A 24,500-nucleotide genomic window follows, 5' to 3' on the forward strand; every position below is an offset into this window, starting at 1 on the left:
GGTCGCTGAATCGTGGAGAATCTCATTGCGCTGCTGGTGGCGGCGCCCCTGCTCGGAGCGGCGGTCCTGCTGTGCGGCGGACGACGGCTGGACGCCGTCGGCCACTGGATCGGCACGCTGCTGGCCGCCGCGTCCTTCGTGATCGGTGTCGTCCTCTTCACCGACATGCTCGGCAGCGGCGCCGAGGACCGCAGCCTGACGCAGCACCTGTTCAGCTGGATCCCGGTGGAGGGATTCCAGGCCGACGTCGCCTTCCGGCTCGACCAGCTGTCGATGACGTTCGTCCTGCTGATCACCGGCGTCGGCTCGCTCATCCACCTGTACTCGATCGCGTACATGGAGCACGACGAGCGCCGCCGCCGCTTCTTCGGCTATCTGAACCTGTTCCTTGCGGCGATGCTGCTGCTCGTCCTCGCCGACAACTACCTGCTGCTGTACGTCGGCTGGGAGGGCGTCGGTCTCGCCTCCTACCTGCTGATCGGCTTCTGGCAGCACAAGCCCAGCGCCGCCACCGCCGCGAAGAAGGCCTTCCTGGTCAACCGCGTCGGCGACATGGGCCTGTCCATCGCGATCATGCTGATGTTCCTGTGGTTCGGCACCTTCGCCTTCGGGCCGGTGCTCGGCGACCACGGAGAGGCCGGACTCGCAGGCGGAGCCGACGAGGGCAAGCTCACCGCGATCGCGCTGATGCTGCTGCTCGCCGCCTGCGGCAAGTCCGCCCAGGTACCGCTGCAGTCCTGGCTCGGGGACGCGATGGAGGGCCCGACCCCGGTCTCCGCCCTCATCCACGCCGCGACCATGGTGACGGCGGGCGTGTACCTGATCGTCCGCTCCGGCGCCATCTTCAACGGCGCGCCCGACGCGCAGCTGGTGGTCACCATCGTCGGCGCGGTCACGCTGCTGTTCGGTGCGATCGTCGGTTGTGCCAAGGACGACATCAAGAAGGCACTGGCCGGCTCGACCATGTCGCAGATCGGCTACATGGTGCTGGCCGCCGGACTCGGCCCCATCGGCTACGTCTTCGCGATCATGCACCTGGTGACGCACGGCTTCTTCAAGGCCGGGCTGTTCCTCGGCGCCGGTTCGGTCATGCACGGCATGAACGACGAGGTCGACATGCGCCGCTACGGCGGACTGCGCAAGTACATGCCGGTCACGTTCGTCACCTTCGGCCTCGGCTACCTCGCGATCATCGGCTTCCCGGGGCTGTCCGGCTTCTTCTCCAAGGACAAGATCATCGAGGCGGCGTTCGCCAAGGGCGGCACCGAGGGCTGGATCCTCGGCGCCTGCGCCCTGCTGGGCGCGGCCCTCACGGCGTACTACATGACGCGCGTGATGCTGATGACGTTCTTCGGCGAGGAACGCTGGCGCCACGCCCCGACGCCGTCGCCCGCGAAACCCGACGTGGAGCCCGCGGCCGCGACACGCGGCGAGACCGATTCCGGACGTGCCGCTGCCGCGGCGGGCCCGCCGCACCCGCACGAGTCGCCGGGGCTCATGACGATCCCGATGATCGTGCTCGCCTTCGGCTCGGTGTTCGCGGGCGCCTTCTTCGGCGTAGGCGACCGCTTCCTGCACTGGCTGGAGCCCATCACGGGGCACGACCACGGCCACGCGCCGATCAGCGCCCTGACGGTCACCCTCTCCACGGTCGCCGTCATGGTGATCGGTGTCGCGGCCGCCTGGGCGCAGTACGGGCGCCGTCCGGTGCCGGCCGTCGCCCCGCGCGGATCGCTGCTCACCCGGGCCGCCCGGCGCGACCTGCTCCAGGACGACTTCAACCACGTCGTCCTGGTCCGCGGCGGCGAGCACCTCACGCGCTCCCTGGTCTACGTCGACCACACCCTGGTCGACGGGGTCGTCAACGGCACGGCGGCCTCGGTCGGCGGCCTGTCCGGGCGGATGCGCAAGCTGCAGAACGGCTTCGCGCGCTCGTACGCGGTCTCGATGTTCGGCGGTGCGGCGGTCCTCGTCGCCGCGACCCTGCTGATGAGGGCGGTCTGATACCGATGTCCTTTCCCCTGCTGACAGTCACGGCGGCGCTGCCGGCCGTCGGGGCGATCGCCACGGCGGCCGTGCCGGCCGCGAAACGCACCGTGGCCAAATGGCTGGCGCTGCTGGTCTCGCTGGCCACGCTCGCGCTGGCGGTCACGGTCCTGGTCCGCTTCGACCCCGACGGCGACCGCTACCAGCTCACCGAGTCCCACTCCTGGATCGCGGAGTTCGGCGTCCGGTACGAGCTGGGCGTGGACGGCATCGCGGTGGCACTGATCGCGCTGACCGCCCTGCTGATCCCGTTCATCATCCTCGCGGGCTGGCACGACGCCGACCCGCTGGAGACCGGCAGCAGCCGGTGGCGGCCCACGCAGGGCTTCTTCGCCCTGATCCTGGCCGTCGAGGCGATGGTGATCATCTCCTTCGAGGCCACCGACGTCTTCCTCTTCTACATCTTCTTCGAAGCCATGCTGATCCCGCTGTACTTCCTGATCGGCGGATTCGGGGACCGGGCCCACGAGCACGGCGAGAAGACGGCCGCCACCCAGCGGTCGTACGCCGCCGTGAAGTTCCTCCTCTACAACCTGGCCGGCGGCCTGATCATGCTGGCCGCGGTGATCGGGCTCTACGTGGTCGCCGGGAACTTCTCGCTCACCGAGATCGCCGAGGCCCGGGCGAGCGGCGAGCTGAACATGGCGACCAGCACGGAACGCTGGCTGTTCCTCGGCTTCTTCATCGCCTTCGCGGTGAAGGCGCCGCTGTGGCCGCTGCACACCTGGCTGCCCAACGCCATGCAGGAGTCCACCGCCCCGACCGCCGTGCTCATCACGGCGGTCGTCGACAAGGTCGGCACCTTCGCGATGCTCCGCTTCTGCCTCGGCCTGTTCCCGGAGGCGAGCAAGTGGGCGACGCCGGTCGTCCTCGTCCTGGCGGTCATCAGCATCATCTACGGGGCGCTGCTCGCGGTCGGCCAGCGCGACATCAAGCGGCTGATCGCCTACGCGTCGATCTCCCACTTCGGCTTCATCGTCATGGGCATCTTCGCGATGACCAGCCAGGGCCAGTCCGGCGCGACGCTGTACATGGTCAACCACGGGATCTCGACCGCCGTCCTGATGCTGATCGCCGGTTTCCTGATCTCGCGGCGCGGCTCACGGCTCATCGCCGACTACGGCGGAGTGCAGAAAGTCGCCCCCGTGCTCGCCGGCACCTTCCTGATCGGCGGCCTGGCGACCCTCTCGCTGCCGGGCCTCGCGCCCTTCGTCAGTGAGTTCCTGGTCCTGGTCGGCACCTTCACGCGCTACCCGGTGATCGGCATCATCGCCACCTTCGGCATCGTCCTCGCCGCGCTCTACACCCTCGTCCTCTACCAGCGGACGATGACGGGCCCGGTGAAACCGGAGGTGTCCGCGATGCCGGACCTGCGGGTGCGTGAGCTGGTGGTCGTGGCGCCGCTGGTGGCGCTGCTGATCCTCCTGGGCGTCTACCCGAAGCCCCTCACGGACATCGTCAACCCCGCCGTGGAGCAGACCATGTCCGACGTACAGAAGAAGGACCCCGAGCCTGAGGTGGAGGCGGCCAAGTGAGCGCAACAGCCGTCCACAGCCTGTGGACAACGGCGGCGGCCGATCCGATCTCGAAGATCGACGCGCCGAAGATCGAGTACGGGCAGCTGTCGCCCGTCCTCATCGTCCTCGGCGCGGCGATCATCGGAATCCTGATCGAGGCCTTCGTGCCGCGCAGGTCCCGCTACTACGTGCAGACCTTCGTGTCCGCCGTCGCGCTCGTCGCCGCCTTCGCCGCGGTCGTCGCGCTCGCGGCGGGCGGATACGGCACGACCAAGGCGGGCATCGCGGCGATGGGCGCCATCGCCGTCGACGGACCGGCCCTCTTCCTTCAGGGCACCATCCTGCTGGCGAGCCTGGTCGGCCTGTTCACGTTCGCCGAACGGCGACTCGACCCGGAGGCGCACGGCAACCGCGTCGACTCCTTCGCCGCGCAGGCCGCGTCCGTACCGGGCAGCGAGAGCGAGCAGAAGGCGGTGAAGGCCGGGTTCACCACCACCGAGGTCTTCCCGCTCCTCCTCTTCGCCGTCGCCGGCATGCTGGTCTTCCCGGCGGCCAACGACCTGCTGACGCTCTTCGTGGCCCTGGAAGTCTTCTCCCTTCCCCTCTACCTGCTGTGCGCGCTGGCCCGCCGCAAGCGGCTGCTGTCGCAGGAGGCGGCCGTCAAGTACTTCCTGCTCGGCGCCTTCGCCTCCGCCTTCACCCTGTTCGGCATCGCCCTGCTCTACGGCTACGCGGGCTCGATGTCGTACGGCACGATCGCGCAGGTCGTCGACGGCACCGTGCAGAACGTCACCCCTGCGCTCGCCGACACCATGGGCAACGACGCGCTGCTGCTCGTCGGCTCCGCGCTGATCGTCATGGGCCTGCTCTTCAAGGTGGGCGCCGTGCCGTTCCACATGTGGACGCCGGACGTGTACCAGGGCGCACCGACACCGGTGACCGGGTTCATGGCGGCGGCGACCAAGGTGGCGGCCTTCGGCGCGCTGCTCCGCATCCTCTACGTCGTCCTGCCCGGCCTGCGCTGGGACTGGCGGCCGGTGATGTGGGGCGTGGCGATCGTCACCATGCTGGCCGGCGCGATCGTCGCGATCACGCAGACCGACATCAAGCGGCTGCTGGCGTACTCGTCGATCGCGCACGCGGGCTTCATCCTCGCCGGTGTCATCGCCACCACGCCGGACGGCGTCTCGTCCGTCCTCTTCTACCTGGCCGCGTACTCCTTCGTGACGATCGGCGCCTTCGCGGTCGTGACACTGGTGCGCGACGCGGGCGGTGAGGCGACGCACCTGTCGAAGTGGGCCGGGCTCGGCCGCAGGTCACCGCTGGTGGCGGCCGTGTTCGCGGTGTTCCTGCTGGCCTTCGCGGGCATCCCGCTCACCTCCGGCTTCTCGGGCAAGTTCGCCGTCTTCAAGGCGGCGGCGGAGGGCGGCGCGGCCCCGCTGGTCGTGATCGGTGTGATCTCGTCGGCGATCGCGGCGTTCTTCTACATCCGCGTGATCGTCCTGATGTTCTTCAGCGAGCCGCGGCCGGAGGGCCCGACCGTCGCGGTGCCGTCCCCGCTGACGATGACGGCGATCGGCGTCGGCGTGGCGGTCACGGTGGTGCTCGGCGTGGCACCGCAGTACTTCCTGGACCTGGCGGGACAGGCGGGGGTGTTCGTGCGCTGACGCGGCGCTCGCGCCTCTGTGACGGCGGCCCGGCATCCTCTCGGGGATGCCGGGCCGCCGCCGTTTGTGCCTGGGGGCTACTCGCCGTTGGGGCGGGCCTTGATGGCGGTCAGGTCCAGATCCAGCGGGAAGGGCGCGCTCCGGGAGCGACGACACATACGCGCAGCAGCTCCTCCGCCGCAGGGCACCATGGAAGGATGGCGACAAAACGGACGCCTGTCAGGCCGGGCCGAGAACTCTGTGCGGGGAGAAGAGATGTCCCTACCGGAACCGGAACGCGAGGCCGAAGCGGCGGCGGCCATCGGCTTCGACCTCGGCGAATGCGTCCGGGAGCCCATTCACCGGCTGGGCATGATCCAGTCCCACGGCACCCTGCTCGCGGTGGAGGCCGATACCGGCACCGTGGACACCGCGGCACTGAACACGCTCAGCCTGCTGGGGATTGCTGCCGAGGAGCTGGTCGGAGGGCCCATCACGCGGGTGCTGTCCCCCGAACACTGGGCCGAGGCGCTCCAGGTCTGCGCTCAGCACGATGCGGCCGGCCTGGTTCTCCCCGTCTCCGTCGATGTGGCGGGCACCCACCGGATGTTCGAGGTGACCGCGCACCGGCAGGGGCCTCTGGTCGTCCTGGAGTACGAGTCGCGCGCCGTCGCGGCGCCACGCTTCCCGCACTTCTACCAGGCGGTCCGGCGAGCTCTGACGCGTCTGCGGTCCTCGACGACAGCAGTCGAATGCTGCCAGGCGGCCACCCGTGAGATCCGGGCTCTGACCGGCTTCGACCGCGTGGTCGCCTACCGCTTCGACGGCGAGAACGGGCCAGGAGAGGTGGTCGCCGAGGACATCACCGGGGGTCGCGAGCCCTGGCTCGGGCTCTGGTTCCCCGCCAGTGACATCCCGCCCCAGGCCAGGCGGCTCTACCGCGACAACTGGATCCGGGTGATCGCCGACGTGGACGACACCAGCGTGGGTCTGCACCCTCCGCTCCGAGCCGATTCGGGCCTGCCACTGGACCTGTCGAACTCCGTGCTGCGTACGGTGTCCGGCTTCCATCTGGAGTACCTGCGGAACATCGGTGTGAAGTCGTCGATGTCGGTGAGCGTCCTCCGCGAAGGCGAGCTCTGGGGGCTCATCGCCTGTCACGGATACGCTGCTGTCACCATCCCCCCGGACATGCGGGCGGCGTGTGAGTTCTTCGGCGTGGCCTTCTCCCTCCAGCTCGCGGCCATCGAGGAACGCGAGCAGGCCGAGGCGCTCACCGCATCCCGCGAGCGCCTCGACCGGATCATCTCCCGGGTCACGTCGGACTTGGAGGACTCACTCCTGGCAGGTGACGACGCCCTCAGATACCTGCTGCACGCCGACGGCGCGGTGCTCTGCCGCGGTGGCCGCAGCACCACCAGCGGGATGAGCGTTCCTCCCGCCGTGCTGGAGGCCCTTCGGGCCCGCGCGGCAGGGCTGGCACCCGGCACGGCCTGGAGTACGGACCGCCTGTCGGAGGAGCCGGACGCTCCGGACGACTTGACGGAAGACGGCCCGGCAGGGGTCCTGATGGTGACGCTGAGCCGTTCGGGCGACTACCTCGCCTGGTTCCGTGGGGCCCGTCCGACCGCCCGCCAATGGGCCACCGACCCTTCCAGGCCCGTGCAGGTCGGACCGCGAGGCGAACGGCTCACCCCTCGCGGCTCGGGTGCGGTCTTCCGCGCGGTGGTACATGGACAGTGCCTGCCCTGGACGCCCACCGACCGTGCCACCGCACAGGAACTCTGGCGCACGCTGACAGGACTCGTGCTGCGGCACGAGGCGGAGCTGGCAGAGCTGAACGAACAGCTGCGCATCAGCAACTCCGACCTCGACTCATTCGCTCACGTGACAGCTCACGACCTGAAGGAACCACTACGAGGCATCTCCAACGCCGCGACCTTCGTCATCGAGGACGCCGGTGCGGCGCTCGACGCGACTACCGTCCGCCGGATGCACACCGTACGACGGCTGGCCGGCCGGATGGACGACCTGCTCGACTCGCTGCTGCACTTCGCCCGACTGGGCCGAGGCGGGCTGCACCGCACCCGTGTCCCACTGGACCGCGTACTGGATTCCGCGCTCGACGTGGCCGGCGAACGCCTGGCCGAAGCCCGCGTGCGGGTCGTCCGACATGACCTGCCCATGGTGTACGCCGATGAGAACCGGCTCTACGAAGTGCTGGTCAACCTCCTGGTGAATGCGGCCAAGTACGCCTCCGACCAGGACGATCGCACGGTCGAAGTCCTGGTCGCCACGCTCCGCCCCCCGGTCGGCGGTCCTCCACAGCAGACCGTCGTGGTCCGGGACAACGGCATCGGCATTCCGCCCGACCAGCAGCACGAGGTGTTCGAGCTCTTCCGCAGACTGCACGGGCAGGGCGAGCGCGGGGGCGGCACCGGCGTGGGGCTCGCGATCGTCAGGCGGATCGTCGAGCGCCACGGTGGCGAGCTGTGGCTCGACAGCGCACCAGGCCGCGGGACCGCATTCTTCTTCACCCTGGGTCAAGAGGGCGGCTGAGCGGCAGGGCCCTCGTCCCCGCCGTTCGCCTTTCTCTGCCAGTAGTCGACAGCCCCCTTCAGCACCGCTCTGAAGAGCTCGAAGTTGACCGGCTTGTAGATGTAACTGTCCGCGCCTGCCGCATAGGTCGTGTCCACCTCGTCCGGCCCGGTGGACGAGGTGAAGGCGACGACGGCCACGCCGTCCAGTTCGGGCCGGGAGCGGATCGACCGCAGCACCTCGGCTCCACTGGGACCGGGCAGGTTCAGATCCAGAAGGACGAGCCCCGGCCGACGGGCGGCCTCCAGCAACCGCTCGACGAATCCCGTACCCCGGTCGGTGAAGTCCAGTGCCAGCCACGGATGGGTGCGACGGAGCGCCCGCGCAATGGCCTCGGCGTCCTCCGCCGAATCCTCGACCACCCAGACGAGGTCGTGATCGATCCTGTGCTCCTCGGCAGGCCCGGTCATCCGGTGGACTCCGCCCGTGCGACGAGCACGGCGATGTCGTCGGCACCCGTCGCCCGGAATTCCACAACAGCCTCTGCCAGCCGCTCGGCGAACCCCTGGGCCCCACCGGCACCCTGCCGCGCGACCTCGTCGCGCAGACGTGATTCGAAGAACATCCCGTCGGCCGCTCTCGCCTCGGTCACTCCGTCGGTGAACATCACCAGCGCGTCCCCCGGCGCCAGGCGCACCGACCCGGATCCGTACTCGATGTTTTCCAGCACGCCCAGCAGATCCCCGTGGGCGACGAGTTCCTCCACGGTGCCGTCCGCCCGCCGCAGCAGAGGCGCCGGATGCCCAGCACTCCAGTAGCGCGCACGAAACCCCTCTCCGTCCGGTACCAGTAGCGCTACGAGCGCCGTCACGAAGCGGGACGTGCTCTCCCTGACCAGGGCCTGGTTCAGCCGTTGCAGCGCGTGCTCGGGCGTACTGCCGTCCTCGAGAAGGGTGCGCAGGGTGTGGCGGGCCAGACCTGTCAGCGCCGCGGCCTCAGCCCCTCGCCCGCAGACGTCACCGAGGAGGAGGGTCACTCCACCCTTCGCCCTCGGGACGGCGTCGTAGAAGTCACCGCCCACGTCGAGCGAGACGTCACCCACTTCGTACGCGGAACTCAGCGTGATCCCGGGAATCAACGGCAGCTCTCTCGGGAGCAGATGCCGTTGGAGGGAGACCACGTGGCGGCGCCGCTGTTCGTACAGGGTGCTGCTGTCGATTGCCAACGCCGCCCGGTCGGCCAGACCGGCAAGGAACTGTGAGGCCCCCTCGGCCACGACCGCGCGATGGTAGAGAAACGTCAGCGTGCCCAGGACCCGGCCCCGGGCCTTGAGCGGGTTCACACTGATCGCCCGCACGGCCCGGCCCGGCCCGGACGACGCGGGCCCGAAGGGCCCTCCCCGCAGCTCCTCACCCGTCAGAGCCAGTGCCTGCCCGCTGCCCAGTACCTGCTGCAACGCCTCTGCCAGCCAGGCGTCCTCGGCGGCAACCTTGGCGAGCCACTGCTGCTCACCGGCGTCCATGTGCGCGAAGGACACGGATTTCAGTCCTTCGGGAAGACACAAATGCAGAACGCACCCCTCGGCGATGGCGGGAACGGCCGTGCGAGCCACCCGCTGCACGGTGCTTCTCACGTCAAGGCTCGAATCCATTTGCAACGACGCCTCCGCCAGAAAGGCGTCACTCACCTGACGCACCTCGTCGGCGCGCCGCGCCGTGATGCGCCGGTCCGAGACCATGGCGACCTCGGCCACCTGCCGCAACCGGGTCCGCAGCGTCACATCGATGGCGTCCCTGTCCGCGGTACCGACCATGAACGAGGCCCAGCCGCCCTGCCCCAGCGGCACGGCACACTCGGCCAGACTCCGCGCGCCGGCCGCCACCAGTACCTGGACGTGGGGCATGGTGCCGTCGAGTTCCGACACTTGGCGAACCGTGACAGTCGGATCACCGTCCGGAGCCCCGGCGGCGCCGGATTCGCCGTAATTCCGTTCGATTTCCATGAGGGATGCTGTCGGCTCCGCCACGGTGACACTACGCAGATAGTGCAGCAGCCCGCCGCTCCAGCGGGTACCCACGACGGCGAGTACGCCGGGAATGCGGAGCAGCATGTCGTAGAGGGACTCGGCCAGCCCCGTCACGTCCTGCGCCGTTTCGGCGACGTGCCAGAGCTCATGCAGACGGCCTGACCACCATCCGTCATCCGCCTGACGTGAAGCCCTGTCCTCGTGCTGCTCCACCGCTGATCCGCCGTCCCGTATCACCGCTGCCGGCCCCGGCCCGTCAGGGGAAACGCTATGCCACCTCGCAACTGAGCGCCTCCAGGCGCGGTCTCGGTGGGCTTGGCGGGAGACGCGGCAGGCGCGACCGCCACAGGTCGCCCCTGCGGCCCTCGCCCGTCTCGCCGCCCGTTCCGTCCGTCGGACTGCGCATGGTCGGGCACGCAACGGGCACGACCTGGAGCCGCTTGTCGGTCAGAGAAGCGACGGCTGTACCCGCGCCGGCAAGGGCGGTGATTGAGGGGCGATCTTGAGGGCCAGGCCGGTCAAGGCGCACGGAACGCCTCAAGCGGCTCGGCAACAAAGATGCCCCGGCCGGAGACCTGGGGCTTTTCATGGAGCGGGTGACGAGAATCGAACGCGCGCTCTCAGCTTGGGAAGCTCATGGTCCGCTCGTGAAGAAGCTCGTGAAAGACCGGCTGCGGGCAGGTGAAGGCAGTCGCGGCGTCGACCAGCCGGGTATGCGGTGGCAGGCCGGGGGCCGGATCGTCAGCGGTCCGGTCTTCGTCAGGGGGCGGCCGGTCGAAAGGAGCGTTCTCGAATGCCAGTCTTGCAGATCTCCGTGGCAGGAGCTCCGATATCGCTTCTGGCTACCGTCTGATCACGGCCCGCAAGGGGGGAGCCTGTGGATAACTCCGGCGCTGTCGGCGCGGGCCCCTATCGTTGAGGCAGTGGTCGGGACAGGACGGACCAGACGGGTCAGACAGACCGGACGGGACGGCATGGCCCGGACGGGCGAGGCAGGACGTACGGGGGACGGGACGATGGGCGGGACGGGCGTGATCGGCGAGATGACAGAGGCTGCACAGGCGGCACGGGTGAGGGACGTGGACAGCGAGGCGCTGGCCACGCTGCACCGGGTCTTCGGGTACGAGGCCTTCCGCGGCGAGCAGGAGGCGGTCGTCGACCACGTGGTGGCGGGCGGCGACGCCGTCGTGCTCATGCCGACCGGTGGCGGCAAGTCGCTGTGCTACCAGATCCCGTCCCTGGTCCGGCCCGGCACGGGCATCGTGGTCTCCCCGCTGATCGCGCTGATGCAGGACCAGGTGGACGCGCTGCGGGCGCTCGGTGTGCGCGCCGGGTTCATGAACTCCACGCAGGACTTCGACGAGCGGCGCGTGGTGGAGGCCGAGTTCCTCGCCGGTGAGCTGGACCTGCTGTACCTGGCGCCCGAGCGGCTGCGCCTGGAGGGCACCCTCGACCTGCTCTCCCGGGGCAAGATCTCCCTCTTCGCGATCGACGAGGCGCACTGCGTCTCCCAGTGGGGTCACGACTTCCGCCCCGACTACCTCGCCCTGTCCCTGCTCGGCGAGCGCTGGCCGGACGTGCCCCGGCTCGCGCTCACCGCGACCGCCACGCACGCGACGCACCGCGAGATCACCGAGCGGCTGAACATGCCGACGGCGCGGCACTTCGTGGCGAGCTTCGACCGGCCCAACATCCAGTACCGGATCGTGCCGAAGTCCGACCCCAAGAAGCAGCTGCTGGGCTTCCTGCGCGAGGAGCACCCCGGGGACGCGGGCATCGTGTACTGCCTCTCGCGCAACTCCGTCGACAAGACCGCCGAGTTCCTGTCGCGCAACGGAGTCGAGGCGGTGCCGTACCACGCCGGCCTGGACGCGGGCACCCGCGCGGCGCACCAGTCCCGGTTCCTGCGGGAGGACGGCCTGGTCGTGGTGGCGACCATCGCCTTCGGCATGGGCATCGACAAGCCGGACGTGCGGTTCGTCGCCCACCTCGACCTGCCCAAGTCGGTCGAGGGCTACTACCAGGAGACCGGCCGCGCCGGGCGGGACGGGCTGCCGTCGACCGCCTGGATGGCGTACGGACTCAACGACGTCATACAGCAGCGGAAGCTGATCCAGTCCGGCGAGGGCGACGAGGCGTTCCGTCGCAGGGCCCAGTCCCACCTGGACGCGATGCTCGCGCTGTGCGAGACCGCGCAGTGCCGCCGTAGCCAGCTCCTCGCCTACTTCGGGCAGGACCCGGACCCGGCCGGTTGCGGCAACTGCGACACCTGCGTCACCCCGCCGGAGACCTGGGACGGCACGGTCCCGGCCCAGAAGGTGCTGTCGACGGTGGTGCGGCTGAAGCGGGAGCGCGGCCAGAAATTCGGCGCGGGGCAGATCATCGACATCCTGCTGGGCAAGCGCACCGCCAAGGTGATCCAGTTCGACCACGACCAGCTCTCCGTGTTCGGCATCGGCGAGGAGCTGACCGAGGGCGAGTGGCGGGGCGTCGCCCGGCAGATGCTGGCCCAGGGGCTGCTCGCGGTCGAGGGCGAGTACGGCACGCTGGTGCTCACCGAGACCAGTGGGGCGGTGCTGCGGCGGGAGCGGGACGTGCCGCTGCGCAAGGAGCCCAAGAAACCGGCCACGGCACGGTCGGCGGGCGGCGGGCGCGCGGACCGCAAGCCCAAGGCCGCCGCGGCCGAACTGCCCGAGGAACTGCTGCCCGCCTTCGAGGCGCTGCGTGCCTGGCGCGCGGAGCAGGCCCGCGAGAACGGCGTCCCGGCGTACGTCATCTTCCACGACGCCACACTCCGGGAGATCGCGACCGCCTGGCCCACCTCGGTCGGGCAGCTCGGCGGCATCAGCGGGGTCGGCGAGAAGAAGCTGGCGACCTATGGCGAGGGCGTGCTCGCGGTGCTGGCGGGACTGGACGGGCCGGCCGCTGCCACGGCGCCCGCACCGGGCCGTCCGCCGGCCGGTTCCGGCCCTGGCTCCGTCCCCGCCCCTGGCGAGGACCCCGCGGACGACTGGCCGGAGCATGAGCCCGAGCCGGAGCCCGACGACTGGATGTAGAGGCTTGCCGGGGAGTCGGTGGCGGGCGTCGGGCGGGCGTCCTGCGCGGCGCGGCTGCCTACGCCAGCGCCGTGAGGCCCGGCGCGAAGGTGATCAGCAGGGGCAGGAGGGGGACCAGGGCGGCTGTCGCCGTGGTCAGGGCCCGGTGCCGGGGGAGCAGACGGGGCGGGGGTTCCAGGAGGCGGTCGACCCGTTCGCCGAGCAGGCGGTGGCTGGAGGAGCAGGACAGGACGCCGCGGTGCTGGTTCAGCTCGATCAGGGCCAGCGCCGTGGTCAGGTGGCCGCAGCGCCGGGAGGCGGTGTCGTCGGCGGCGAGTTCGACCAGGCGGTGGGTCTGGTCGCAGAAATGGGCGAAGAGAGGGACCCGAGGGAAGCCGGTGGCCAGGGCGCTGGACAGGTGCAGCAGCCAGTCGTGGCGGGCCCGGGCGTGACCGCGCTCGTGGGTGAGGACGGCGTCGACCTGATGGTCGGTGAGGCGCTGGAGGGCGCCGGTGGTGACGATCAGCTGGGGCGGGTTGCCGGGCATCCAGTAGGCGTCCGGGTACTCGTCCTCCAGGACCAGCAGGGGGCCGCGGGCGGCGGGGAGTCCGGCGGGCAGGTCCGGGGCGCGTTCGCGCAGGTGGGCGCGTGACTGGGCGCGCCGCCGGCGGGCCTCGACGAGCTCGCGGGCGAGCATGGCGGTCGTCCAGGCGGCGCCGCCGGCCAGCAGCAGGGTGAGGGCGGCCGCCCAGGGCGGGCCTGCGGAGAGGTTGTAGGCCGCGGTCACCGCGGGCGGTGCCGGCGCGAAGAGCTGGGCGCGGACGGTGCCGAAGACGGCGGCGGCGCCGAGGACCAGAGACGTCAGGCAGCACAGCAGGACGGTGGCGACCAGACACTGCCACACCCACAGGGCGACGACCGGGTCCCGTTCCGGCCACGCGGACCGGGTCAGCGCGCGCGGTACCGGCACCGCGGCGGTCACGGCGACGACGAACAGCAGGAGCAGGCAGACGGTCATGCCACGGGCTCCGGATCCTGGTCGGAAGGGCGGCTCTGGCTGGGGTGCGGTTCTGCTGGGGCGGCGGTGGGGTGGTGCCGCGCACACCGCCCGCCGTCAGTATGACGGTGACGGGCGGTGTGAGTCAGGCCCCGAAGGGAAAGGATCCGGGATCCGGCGCGCGGGGGCCCTGAAAGCCCCGGGAGTTCGTGCGGGAGCCAGGGAGCCAGGGAGCCAGGGAGCCAGGGAGCCCCGGGGGCGCTACTGCCCGGTCCGCGGGCCGGTGACCCGTCCGGTCACCTCGCCCAGCCCCACCCGGACGCCGTCCGGACCCGGCGCCCAGGCCGACAGGGTCACCACGTCCCCGTCCTCCAGGAACGTCCGCTTGCCGTCGGGGAGTTCCAGCGGCTCGCGTCCGTTCCAGGTCAGTTCCAGCAGGGACCCGCGCTCCCGCTCGGTCGGTCCGCTCACCGTGCCCGAGCCGTAGAGGTCGCCGGTGCGCAGCGAGGCGCCGTTGACGGTCATGTGGGCCAGCTGCTGGGCGGCCGTCCAGTACATGGTGGAGAACGGCGGCTCGGAGACGACGTGGCCGTTGACGGCGACGGAGATCCGCAGGTCGTAGCCTCCGGGTTCGTCCCGCTCCCCGGCCGTGTCGTCGAGGTAGGGCAGCAGCTCGTGCGTGCGCTCCGGCGGTGCGACCCGCGCCTCCTCCAGGGCGTCCAGCGGCGTGATCCAGGCCGACACGGACGTGGCGAAGGACTTGCCCAGGAACGGGCCGAGGGGAACGTACTCCCAGGCCTGGACGTCCCGGGCGGACCAGTCGTTGAGCAGGCAGAGTCCGAAGACGTGCTCGCGGAAGTCGCCGAGCGCCACCGGGCTGCCCATGTCGGACGGCACGCCCACCACGAAGCCGACCTCCGCCTCGATGTCGAGGCGGACCGACGGGCCGAAGACGGGAGCGGCGTCGGCCGGGGCCTTGCGCTGCCCGGACGGCCGTACGACGTCCGTGCCCGACACGACGACCGTGCCGGAGCGGCCGTGGTAGCCGATCGGGAGGTGCTTCCAGTTCGGGGTGAGGGAGTCGGCCGCGTCGGGGCGGAAGATCTGACCGACGTTCCGGGCGTGGTTCTCGGAGGCGTAGAAGTCGACGTAGTCCGCGACCTCGAAGGGCAGGTGCAGGGTCACCGACGTCAGCGGATGGAACAGGGGTTCCAGGGTCTCGCGGTGGGAGGGGACGGTCACCCAGGCCGTGAGCGCGCGCCGGACGTCGGACCAGGCGGTGCGGCCGGCCGCCAGCAGCGGGTTCAGGGTGGGCCGTGCGAGCAGGGAGGCGTACGGCGAACCGAGCGCGTGGGCCGCCGCGCCGGCGTCCAGGACGTGGTCGCCGAGCCGGACGCCCACCGTCCGTTCCTGCGTGCCGGGGACCGAGAACACGCCGTACGGAAGGTTGTGCGGGCCGAAGGGGTCGCCCTCGGGGACATCGAAGGGGGGCATCGGGTGCTGCCTCGCTTTCGTGCTCGCCATGCGCCGTGCGCGCCGTGTGCGCCACGTGGTTCGTGGCCGGGCCACACGTTACGGGTGACATACCGGTCTTGGGCAGTGCGTCGGGAGGTGACGGCGCGTGGCGGGGAAGGGGGCGCTCGGGCGGGCTGACGTGCGTGGAGTGGTCCGGGCGCCGGTGCGGGAGACGGGGAGAGCGACCGGTGGGGCGGCCCCCGCACCGTCGGCGTACGCCCGCGTGAACGGCCGGGGATGTGGCGCTCCGCTTCCGCTTGAGTACGGGAAGTCGTCCACAGGCCGGTACGCAATCTTGACGGAGCGGTGCGAACGGGGTGACTCTGGGCGGGTGCTGGAAGGCCTCGGGGAGGGGGCCTTCGATGGCACACCAGGGGGGCGGATGGCCACAGGGGAGGCCGGTCCGGGTTCGGTGCGGGATGGTTCGCAGCCGAGGAAGCGGCTGGAAGAGGCCATGCGCAGCCGTCTCGGCCGGGAATGCGTGTACGTACCGTCATGCCGTTTCGGGCTGTACGCGGCACTGCGTCACTGGTGCCCGCCGGGCGGCCGGGTGCTGATGTCGCCGGTCAACGACGATGTCATCTTCTTCGTCGTGCTGGCGGCCGGGCTGCGGCCGGTGCAGGCGCCGTTGAACCCGTCGGACGCGTCCATCGACATCGATGCCGTGCCCGAGGAGGTGTGGGGATCGCTGTCCGCCGTACTGACGACGAACTTGTACGGCAACCCCGACCCGGCACCCGGACTGCGGGCCCGCTGCGACGCGTTGGGCATCCCACTGTTCGAGGACGCGGCGCACGCCATCGGCAGCGAGGTGGGCGGACGGCCGGTCGGCGCCTGGGGCGACGCCTCCGTTTTCAGCCTGTCCAAGCATGTGGGCGCCAAGGCGGGAGGCATCCTCGCGCTCGCCGACCCGGGGCTGCGGGACGCGTTGGAGAAGACCTGCGACGACCTGCTGCTGCCGCGCCGTACGACGGCCGAACTCGCCTATGCCGTAAGGCCGTACGCGGAGGCCGTCGTACGCGGGCTGAGGCTCCGGCGGGCCGCCTGGGCCACGATGCGGCTGCTGAAGCTGACGGAGCGGGAGGACATCCGGATGCCGCTGCGTCCCGGGGAGCTGGCCCGCGCGGCCGCCTCGGCCTCCGGCCTCGATGCCCACGGCTCCCCGGATGCCCGTGGCTCCCTCGACGCCCACGACCCCTGGGTCCGCGTCGACATGCACGACTACCGGCTGCGGGCCGGCCGGTTCCGGCTCGGGCGCATCGGGCGAAAACTCGACGGGCTGGACGGCGTACTCGCCGACTGCCGTGCGGGGACGGAGCTGCTGCTGTCGACGCGGTGGGCGAAACCGGCCGGGTGGGAGGGCGCGAGGAACCGGTCACCGGGCGCGGCGCAGCCGTTGTTCCGTGTGCCGTTGCTCGTGGCGGACCGGGACGCGGCGGCCCGTGCCCTGGCCCGGCGCGGCATCGTCGTCGGCTATCTCTACGACCCGCCGCTGGACGACTACGCGGGTGCCGCCTTCACCGACCCGTCACCCTCTCCTGAGGGGGCGCGCTGGTTCGCGCGGCACGCGCTGCCCGTGGACCCGCTGCGCGCCCGTGCGGCCGTCGCCGCGCTGGAGGAGTCCGGAGTACGGCCGGCCGAGGCACCCGAAGGGCTGGGCCCGATCGGTGGCTGAGACTCAGGTGCACGAGACCGCGGCGGCACCGGCGGGCGGCGGCCCGACGCCGCCCGACAGCGGGCACGGCGGCGACTCGCTCTTCAAGAACGCCTACTTCCTGATGCTCAGCACCGGAGTCTCCGCCGTGCTCGGCCTCGGTTTCTGGCTCGTCGCCGCCCGCTACTACTCGGAGGAGGCCGTCGGGCAGGGCTCCGCCGCCATCGCCGCGATGCGGCTGCTCGCCAGCATCACGGCGACCACGATGATCGGCGCCGTGGTCCGTTTCGTGCCGCGGGCCGGCCGTGCGACCGGGTGGCTGGTGTGGCGTGCGTACGCGGCCAGTTCGGTGGTCGTAGCCGTCGCCGCCGTCGTCTTCCTGCTCACCCTCGACCTGTGGGGCTCGTCGTACGCTCCACTGGGGACCGCGGAGGCGGGGGCGCTGTTCGTCGCGGCGTGCGTGGCCTGGGCACTGCTCACCCTCCAGGACGGCGTGCTGACCGGGTTGCGCAAGGCGGAGTGGGTGCCCGCAGGGAACGCGGTGTTCTCGGTCGGGAAACTGATCATGCTGGCCTTCTTCGCCACCACGATGCCGGTGCTCGGCATCTTCGTTTCCTGGGCCGTGGCCATCGCCTTCTCCACCCTGCCCCTCGGCTGGCTGATCTTCCGCAGACTCATCCCGCGCCAGGCCGCCGCCGACCGTGACGTGGAGCCGCCCAAGGTCCGGGAGATGGGCCGGTTCCTCGCCGGGGACTCGCTGGGCGCGGTGTTCAGCCTGGCGATGATCAACCTGCTCCCGGTGATGGTCGCGGTCAACTTCAGCGCGGCGGAGAACGGCTACTTCTACGTGGCCTACACCGTCGGCGGCACGATGGAGTTCATGGCCATCAACATGGCCTCCTCCCTCACCGCACACGCCTCGCACGACCCGCGCCGCCTCGCCGACGGCGTCCGCGGAGCGCTGCGCCGAATGACGCTGCTGCTGGTGCCGGTGGTGCTCTTCCTGGTCGTCTTCGCCCCGCAGATCCTCGCGCCCTTCGACGCGGACTACGCCGAGCACGGCTCCACGGTGCTGCGGCTGCTGGCCGTCGGCGCGCTGCCGAGAATCGTGGTCGAGCTGTACATCGGCGTGCTGCGCGTCCAGGGGCGTACGGGCGTGCTCGCCGCCGTGCAGGGCAGCATGTGCGTCCTGGTGCTGGGCAGCGCGGCGATGCTGTTCACCCCGGCCGGGATCGCGGGCGCCGGGTGGGCCGTGCTGGGAAGCATGACGGTGGTCGCCCTCGGCTGCGCGCCCGGCCTGCGCGCCGCCCTGCGCGGCATCGACGAAGCCGGTGGTTCGCGCGGGCCCGGGGCCTCGGGCCCGTCCGGTGGCACCGGACCGCTGGGCGGTCGGAAATCCGGCCCCGGCAACTCCTACGGCACCCACTGGGCACGGTTGAACGCCACCGCGGGATACGGCACGAACTGGGCGCGGCGGGCGGCGTACGAGAACGGGCAGTCCGAGGCGGCGTCGCGGGACGACACGGTCGCCCTGTTCATCGGGCGCCCGGGGTACGAGCGGGAAGCCCTGGAGGCGGACACCCTCGCGGTGATCGTCCGGCGGACCCGGCACCCCGACGCCGGGCCCGGTTCCGCATCCGGCCCGGACGCGAGACCGGACGCGAGATCGGACGTGAGTTCCGACGCGAATCGCGACGCGGATTGGGGTGCGGAAGCCGAGGTGGAAGCCGACGTGAATCGCGACGCGGGATCCGACGTCAACGCCGACGCGAAATCCCACGTGACCGACGTCTACGACGTGAGCCCGGGCCGTGACTCCGACTCAGGTGCCGCCTCCGGTCCGGGGCCCGGGGCCGGCGGCCGGGACGACGATGCCGGTCCCCGGGCCGACGGCAGGTTCGTCGAGGACGACTACGCGATCGGGACGGTTCCCGAGCGGCGTCTGAGGCCCGCCCTGTGGCTGTTGCTCGGCGTCGCCACCGTGGTCTTCCTGGTGGCGACGCGTGAACTGCCGTGGCTGGGCGGCGTGTCCGAGGTGGGGGCCGACCTCACCGGTCAGGAGCTGCTGCGGGGGGTGCCCCTGCCCGCACTGGTGGCGGGGGGCCTGCTGCTCGTGGTGTTCGTGGCGGCCGTGACCTTGTGCGCCTCGCCCGACCCCTGGCTGCCCGGTACCGCGCTGGGTGCCGCCGTCCTCGCCCTGCACGCGGCACCCGTCGCCCTCGGCCGGGAACCGGAGGCGGTAGGTGGGACGTTATATACCGAGACGGCCGGATTTCTCGCGGAAGCGGTGGGGCTCGACGGGCCCGGCCCACTGCTGCGCTGGACGCCGCTCGTTCTGCAGTTGCTGTGTCTCGTGCCGCTGTGGCTGCTGCTCGAGAAGGCGGGCGGCCGGCTGGCGTGGCAGGGACGGTGGGGGGTGCTGTATCTCGCCGCGGTGGGGGGCTGGGTCTGGCGTCAGGAGCTCGCGCCGGTCGCGCCGCCTCTCCTCCTGCTGCTCGTTCTCGTAGTCCTGCTCCTGTCACTGCGCCGCCCGGCTTTCAAGACGGACCTGACGGAGCCCCCGTACCGCGCCAGACCGAACGGCATGTCCAGGGACTGATCAAGCACGGAGCCGAATCGCCAGGGGGGAACCGTCGTGCGTCCGCCAGTAACTCCACGGGAGAGATCCGCACCAGAGCCCGCACCCGGGCAGGAGACCCCGGACGCCTCGAACCCGGACGCACCTAAGCCCTCGGACGCGCCGGACACCGGGGACACCCTCGCGCGCGGTCCCGAACACGACGCCGGAGCTGGAGCCGGACCCGGAGCTGGAGCCGGACCCGAAGCCGGAGCCCGACCCGATGCCGGAGCCGGGCCCGGTCCCGGTCACGACGCCGACGGCGGCCACGAACCCGGCCACGAGCGCGGCCATGAACCCGGCCACGAACCTGACTACGAGCGTGACCACGAACCCGGCCACGAGCGCGCCCACACGCAGGAGGAGATCGCGCCCCCCGGGCCTCGCAGGAGCCGGCCCCCCGCACGTCGCAGGAGTCGGCCACCACGACCTCGGAGGAAGCGTCCGCCCGGCCGGTCCGGGAGGCCACCGCACACGCCCACCAGCCCCCCGACCCGGAGCCCCGTGGCTCCGCCGCCGAGCCGCCCGTGACGGATCTGTCCGACCTCACCCCAGCCGCCTGGCCGGCCCGCGCCGCCGCCGCCTGGCCGACCGTGCCCCTGCTCGTCGCGCTCGCCCTGTGGGCCTACGCGATGCGCTACACCGACGTGACCGACCTGGACGACTTCGGCCTGGTCAGCGCGCTGCATCCCACCTTCTGGGCCGGCCTCGCCGTGCTCACCGCGGGCTTCTGGTTCACGGTGCGCAACCCGCGCCGCCGGAGCGCCTGGTCACTCGCTTACGTCCTGGGCCTGCTGGTGATGGAGCGGGCCACCCAGGCCGTCCTCTACGCGACCCCGCTCTACGCGTGGGCGTGGAAGCACGACGCGGTCATCGACCACCTCCTGACGTCCGGTGGGCTCCAGACCGCCAACCAGCTCGGCGACATGGCCGTCTACGACCAGTGGCCCGGCTTCTTCGCCGCCCAGGCCGCGCTGGTACGGCTGCTGGGCGTGGACAACGCCGCGATGTACATGGCCTGGTGGCCGTTGGCCTCCAGTCTGATGCTGCTGCTCCCGCTGCTGCTGATCTACCGGACCTTCACCGAGGACCGGCGGCTGATCTGGACCGCCGTGTGGCTGTTCTACGTCGCCAACTGGGTGGGCCAGGACTACTTCTCCCCGCAGTCCGTCGCCTTCGCCCTGCATCTGGGCGTCATCGCGGTCGTACTGCGCCGCTACGGCCGTTCCGGCGGGCGGCGCGGACGGCAGGGGCAGGCGGTGTGGACCGTACTGCTCAGCGTGCTGGTCACCGCCATAGTCGTCTCGCACCAGCTGACCCCGGGCATGCTCGTCGTCACACTCGTCGCGCTGGCCTTCACGCGCCGCTACCGTCACTGGGTCCCGGCGGTCACGACGGTCGTGATCTTCCTGGCCTGGTGCCTCACGGCCGCGCTGCCCTTCCTCTCCGTCGCCATGCCGGACATGATCCGCTCCGTCGGTGACGTCGGCGCCAACGTCGAGACCGGGTACGGGGCCACCCCGACCGGCACCGGCGCGGTGATGACCTCCTGGGCGGCCCGGCTGCTCTCGGGTTCCGTACTGCTGCTCGCGCTGGCCGGCGTACTGCGCCAGCGGGTGCTGAGGCACCGGGCACTGCCGCTGCTGCTGGTCGCGGCGGCGCCGCTGCCGATGTTCGTGGCGAGCAGCTACGGCAGCGAGATGATCTTCCGGGTCCTGATGTTCACGCTGCCGGGTGCGGCCTTCTTCGCCGCCGCCGCGCTGCTGCCGAGGGTCCGCACGCTGGCCGCCGACGCCGACGCCGCGTGGGAGAAGGACGGACATTCCCCGGCCACCACCGCCTCCGCCCGGCGCCGACGCTTCCCCCTGCCCTCGTTGCCCCCGCTGCGGTACGGGGCGTGGGTGCCGCCGCTCGTGCTGCTCGCCGGGACCCTCGCGTTCGTGCCGAGCTACTCGGGCAAGGACCGCGTCAACCACTTTCCGTCCTCGGAAGTGGCCCTGGTACAGCAGCTCTTCGACCAGGCACCCGACGACTCACTGGTCGTCGCGGCCAACCGGAACTACCCGCTCGCCTACGAGCAGTACTGGAGGGTCGACCACTACTGGTTCCTCGACGACGACCGGCGCCACGTCGACGAGATCGTCCGCGACCCGGCAGCCGTCCTCGCCCGTGACATGGCCGGCGTGGAAGCTCCGGCCCGTGCCTACTTCCTGCTCACCCAGGGGCAGGTGGCCAACTCGGAGATGAACGGCCAGCTCGACACGGCCCAGTTGAGACGCGTGCGGGAGTCCGTCACGACCTCACCGCTGTTCGAGCGCGTGGCTCAGAACAGCGCGGGCGTGCTCTACGTCCTGAAACCGGCGAGCTGAGAAGGGGAGTGGGTCGGACCATGAAACCGCAGGACGCCAAGGCATCACCGGACCCCCGGACATCACCGGACCCCCGGACATCACCGGACCCCCGGACATCACCGGGCCCCCGGACATCGCCGGACGCCAGTACATCGCCGGGCGTCACCGCACCGCTGGACGCCATGACACCCCAGGACCTCGTGATCCGGATGCTGCCGCCGTTCGGCGGCTGGCTGGCGCTCGCCGCGCTCGCCCTGCCCGGCGGCTCACCGTTGCGTGGCGCGGCGGTCGCCGTCTTCCTGGCCGTCGGCCCGGGCGCCGCCCTGGTGAGAATCTGCGGCCCCGCGCTGCGGGCCCGCCGTGCACAGGCCCCCGTCGGGCGTCGCGAGGCGGACTTCGAACGCCACTCCGACCTGCTGGAACGGCTGATGCTGGCCGTCCTGCTGAGCGTGAGCGCCGCGATGCTCGTCGCCACGGTGCTGATAGCCACGCACGCCTTCAGCGGGGACCGGGTCCTGCTGACGCTCACCCTGCTGACCACGCTCGCCGCGTTCTGCCCGCGCCTGCGTGCCTCCCCGAAGGCCAGGACGGCGCCGGGGGCGGCGCCGAGGACACGGAAGGGTTCCACTCTGTGAAGTTCGCCCGTCCCGCACGCCGCACGACCGGGGACTCGACGACTACCGGACAGCACCGAAGGCCCAAGGAGCCCAGGGGGACCAGGCACCCGGGCCGGCGCCGTCTGCTGATCACCTCCGTCACGGCCACCTGCGCGGTCCTGGTCGCGGTGCTCGCCCTGCGCGACGCCTCCGGGCCGGCCGACCCGGCCGACGACGAGAAGTGCCGCCCGACCGAGCTCCTCGAACCGCCCTGCGGCGCGTGGTTCGGCGCCTTCGTGCCGCACGACAAGTCCGACCTGGCCGAGAAGGTGCGCGCGTACGAGAAGAACGTCGAGCGCAGGCTGGACATCGTGTACACGTACCACGACATGTCGGCGGTCACGGAGACCCGCCTGGAGGGCCAGCTGCTCACCGAGCAGGAACAGCTCGTCGGCGAGGACCGCATGCTGCTGCTCTCCTGGGAGAGCAAGTGGTGGGGCGGGACCAAGCAGCAGCAGCCCACCTGGAAGCAGATAGCCGCCGGTGACCTGGACGACTCCGTGATCGACGTCCAGGCACAGCGCATCAAGGAGTACGGGCAGCGCACCGGGAAGAAGGTGTTCCTCTCCTTCGACCTGGAGATGGACACCCGTACGCCGGACAACGGCACCCCGGCCGACTACGTCCGGGCCTACCGGCACGTCCACGACCGGTTCCGCGAGCTGGGCGTCGACAACGTCGTGTGGACGTGGATCATCACCGGCTACCTGGACCACGCCGACCTGTTCGAGAGCATGTATCCGGGGGACGAGTACGTCGACTGGATCGGCTACAACCAGTACAACTACTACCTCTGCCACAAGACGGACTGGCTCACCTTCGCCCAGACCCAGCACGCCACCCACGACTGGATCCGCGCCAACCTCTCCGACGACAAGCCCCTGATGCTGTCGGAGTTCGGCAGCGCCTCCGACCCGAAGCGGCCCGACCGGCAGGCGGACTGGTACGCGCAGGTGCCCGGGGTGCTCAAGGACCTGGAGGGCGTCAAGGCCGCCCTCCAGTGGAACTACCGCGACCCGGGACCGCACTGCAACCTGGCCGTGGCGGGCGAGCGGGCGTGGGCCAATCTGCGCGAGGTGGCCGCCGACCCCCACCTCAACCAGCCGCTGAAGTGACCGGGGCCGCCCGGCCGGCTACCCGGCGAACTCGGGCCCCCGGACCATGGCCCGCCCCCGCCGGTACCACCGCCACGCCACGGTCTTCGGACCGTCGCGGTAGGGGGCGATCCGGGCGCCCCCGCCCGCCAGCCACGCCTCGACGTCGGCGACCGTGTGGCCGCGCCGCACGATGAGCCGGGCGATGCGGTACCGCTCGTCGCGGTCCGAGCTGAGCGCGTGCCGCACGGCGGTCGCCGTCTCGTACCCGGCGCGGGCCGACAGCGACCGCACCTTCGCGCTGTTGTAGCCGTGCGGGTAGGCGAGGTGGCGGACCGGATGCCCGAGGGCGTCCTCCAGTACGGCCTTGGACGTGCGCAGTTCGTACGCCAGGCCCCTGGCGGACAGGGTGTCGAGCTGGGCATGGGTGACGGTGTGGCTGCCGATCTCCATGCCGGAACGTTCCAGCTCCGCCGCCTCGTCCAGGGTCATCATCGGGGCGGGCGGCAGCAGACTGCGCCCGCCCGGAGCGATGGCCCCGGTGGTGAGGTAGGCGGTGGCGGGCAGCGAGCGCACGGCCAGCGCCTCGGCCGTGGGGCCGGGCAGGTCGGCGAAGCCGTCGTCGAAGGTGAGCAGCACGGGCCGGGGCGGCAGCGCCGCCCGGCCGGCGAGATGGTCGGCGAGCACGCTGATCGTGACCGGTGTCATCCCGCTGTCGACGATCGCGTCGAGATGGGCGGCGAACTCCCTCGGCGCGACGGTGAACTCGGCGATCCACGCGGGCGGATCGTCCATCACCGCGTGGTAG

General features: G+C 71.2%; 15 protein-coding genes. 10 read left to right on the plus strand and 5 right to left on the minus strand.

Annotation, left to right across the window (positions count from 1 at the left end; translation table 11 throughout):
- Window positions 1-12: 12 nt before the first annotated feature.
- The 4 genes from nuoL to ACH4NX_RS14135 all read left to right on the plus strand — a co-directional run bounded on the left by nuoL (window position 13) and on the right by ACH4NX_RS14135 (window position 7,768).
- Window positions 13-2,004, plus strand: coding sequence for an NADH-quinone oxidoreductase subunit L (nuoL, locus tag ACH4NX_RS14120; protein WP_398127036.1), 1,992 nt, complete (start codon window positions 13-15; stop codon window positions 2,002-2,004).
- 5 nt (window positions 2,005-2,009) lie between these two features.
- Entirely contained in the window at window positions 2,010-3,581 is a 1,572-nt protein-coding gene (locus ACH4NX_RS14125) for an NADH-quinone oxidoreductase subunit M (protein ID WP_398127037.1), read from the plus strand.
- Window positions 3,578-5,230, plus strand: coding sequence for an NADH-quinone oxidoreductase subunit NuoN (gene nuoN, locus ACH4NX_RS14130; protein ID WP_351389777.1), 1,653 nt, complete (start codon window positions 3,578-3,580; stop codon window positions 5,228-5,230). The genes ACH4NX_RS14125 and nuoN overlap by 4 nt, the downstream gene beginning before the upstream one ends.
- 255 nt (window positions 5,231-5,485) lie before the next feature.
- Complete coding sequence (locus ACH4NX_RS14135) at window positions 5,486-7,768, plus strand: ATP-binding protein (protein ID WP_398127038.1); 2,283 nt, start codon at window positions 5,486-5,488, stop codon at window positions 7,766-7,768.
- On the opposite strand, the gene ACH4NX_RS14140 is transcribed toward ACH4NX_RS14135, so the two are convergent.
- Both ACH4NX_RS14140 and ACH4NX_RS14145 read right to left on the minus strand, forming a co-directional pair.
- The gene (locus tag ACH4NX_RS14140; RefSeq protein WP_398127039.1) at window positions 7,753-8,217 is read right to left on the minus strand and encodes a response regulator; all 465 of its coding nucleotides are present in this window, start codon (window positions 8,215-8,217) and stop codon (window positions 7,753-7,755) included. The two genes, ACH4NX_RS14135 and ACH4NX_RS14140, sit on opposite strands and share 16 nt — an antisense overlap.
- Window positions 8,214-9,986 carry a PP2C family protein-serine/threonine phosphatase gene (locus ACH4NX_RS14145; RefSeq protein ID WP_398127040.1) on the minus strand — a complete coding sequence of 591 codons (1,773 nt, stop codon included), beginning with the start codon at window positions 9,984-9,986 and terminating at the stop codon, window positions 8,214-8,216. The genes ACH4NX_RS14140 and ACH4NX_RS14145 overlap by 4 nt, the downstream gene beginning before the upstream one ends.
- Before the next feature lie 803 nt (window positions 9,987-10,789).
- On the opposite strand from ACH4NX_RS14145, the gene recQ reads away from it, so the two are divergent.
- On the plus strand, window positions 10,790-12,829 hold the full coding sequence (gene recQ / locus ACH4NX_RS14150; RefSeq protein ID WP_398127171.1) for a DNA helicase RecQ: 2,040 nt from the start codon (window positions 10,790-10,792) through the stop codon (window positions 12,827-12,829).
- 58 nt (window positions 12,830-12,887) lie between these two features.
- Here recQ and ACH4NX_RS14155 read toward each other — a convergent pair whose 3' ends face one another.
- Both ACH4NX_RS14155 and fahA read right to left on the minus strand, forming a co-directional pair.
- Window positions 12,888-13,826, minus strand: coding sequence for a M56 family metallopeptidase (locus ACH4NX_RS14155; RefSeq protein ID WP_398127041.1), 939 nt, complete (start codon window positions 13,824-13,826; stop codon window positions 12,888-12,890).
- A 240-nt stretch (window positions 13,827-14,066) separates the two neighbouring features.
- Entirely contained in the window at window positions 14,067-15,299 is a 1,233-nt protein-coding gene (gene fahA, locus ACH4NX_RS14160; protein ID WP_351389761.1) for a fumarylacetoacetase, read from the minus strand.
- Between the two features lie 403 nt (window positions 15,300-15,702).
- Between fahA and ACH4NX_RS14165 the strand changes: the two genes are divergently transcribed.
- The 5 genes from ACH4NX_RS14165 (at window position 15,703) to ACH4NX_RS14185 (ending at window position 23,713) form a co-directional block, all read left to right on the plus strand.
- Window positions 15,703-16,995 carry a DegT/DnrJ/EryC1/StrS family aminotransferase gene (locus tag ACH4NX_RS14165; RefSeq protein ID WP_398127042.1) on the plus strand — a complete coding sequence of 431 codons (1,293 nt, stop codon included), beginning with the start codon at window positions 15,703-15,705 and terminating at the stop codon, window positions 16,993-16,995.
- Window positions 16,988-19,573 carry a lipopolysaccharide biosynthesis protein gene (locus ACH4NX_RS14170; protein WP_398127043.1) on the plus strand — a complete coding sequence of 862 codons (2,586 nt, stop codon included), beginning with the start codon at window positions 16,988-16,990 and terminating at the stop codon, window positions 19,571-19,573. Before ACH4NX_RS14165 ends, ACH4NX_RS14170 begins: the two co-directional genes overlap by 8 nt.
- Window positions 19,574-20,118: 545 nt before the next feature.
- Entirely contained in the window at window positions 20,119-21,960 is a 1,842-nt protein-coding gene (locus tag ACH4NX_RS14175) for a glycosyltransferase (RefSeq protein ID WP_398127044.1), read from the plus strand.
- Between the two features lie 164 nt (window positions 21,961-22,124).
- Window positions 22,125-22,577 carry a hypothetical protein gene (locus ACH4NX_RS14180; RefSeq protein ID WP_351389751.1) on the plus strand — a complete coding sequence of 151 codons (453 nt, stop codon included), beginning with the start codon at window positions 22,125-22,127 and terminating at the stop codon, window positions 22,575-22,577.
- Window positions 22,574-23,713, plus strand: coding sequence for a glycosyl hydrolase (locus ACH4NX_RS14185; protein ID WP_351389749.1), 1,140 nt, complete (start codon window positions 22,574-22,576; stop codon window positions 23,711-23,713). The genes ACH4NX_RS14180 and ACH4NX_RS14185 overlap by 4 nt, the downstream gene beginning before the upstream one ends.
- Window positions 23,714-23,731: 18 nt before the next feature.
- Here the strand turns inward: ACH4NX_RS14185 and ACH4NX_RS14190 are convergent, their stop codons facing one another.
- Window positions 23,732-24,487, minus strand: a complete 756-nt coding sequence (locus tag ACH4NX_RS14190; protein WP_351389746.1) for a polysaccharide deacetylase family protein — start codon at window positions 24,485-24,487, stop codon at window positions 23,732-23,734.
- Window positions 24,488-24,500 lie beyond the last annotated feature (13 nt).

This window comes from Streptomyces sp. NPDC017225 (assembly GCF_044331465.1).
Lineage (GTDB): Bacteria > Actinomycetota > Actinomycetes > Streptomycetales > Streptomycetaceae > Streptomyces.

Coding starts and splice junctions, on each gene's coding strand:
- ACH4NX_RS14125 (WP_398127037.1), top strand. CDS start 2,010: ATGTCCTTTCCCCTGCTGACAGTCACGGCGGCGCTGCCGGCCGTCGGG.
- ACH4NX_RS14135 (WP_398127038.1), top strand. CDS start 5,486: ATGTCCCTACCGGAACCGGAACGCGAGGCCGAAGCGGCGGCGGCCATC.
- ACH4NX_RS14140 (WP_398127039.1), bottom strand. CDS start 8,217: ATGACCGGGCCTGCCGAGGAGCACAGGATCGATCACGACCTCGTCTGG.
- recQ (WP_398127171.1), top strand. CDS start 10,790: ATGGGCGGGACGGGCGTGATCGGCGAGATGACAGAGGCTGCACAGGCG.
- ACH4NX_RS14155 (WP_398127041.1), bottom strand. CDS start 13,826: ATGACCGTCTGCCTGCTCCTGCTGTTCGTCGTCGCCGTGACCGCCGCG.
- fahA (WP_351389761.1), bottom strand. CDS start 15,299: ATGCCCCCCTTCGATGTCCCCGAGGGCGACCCCTTCGGCCCGCACAAC.
- ACH4NX_RS14165 (WP_398127042.1), top strand. CDS start 15,703: ATGGCCACAGGGGAGGCCGGTCCGGGTTCGGTGCGGGATGGTTCGCAG.
- ACH4NX_RS14180 (WP_351389751.1), top strand. CDS start 22,125: ATGACACCCCAGGACCTCGTGATCCGGATGCTGCCGCCGTTCGGCGGC.
- ACH4NX_RS14190 (WP_351389746.1), bottom strand. CDS start 24,487: ATGGACGATCCGCCCGCGTGGATCGCCGAGTTCACCGTCGCGCCGAGG.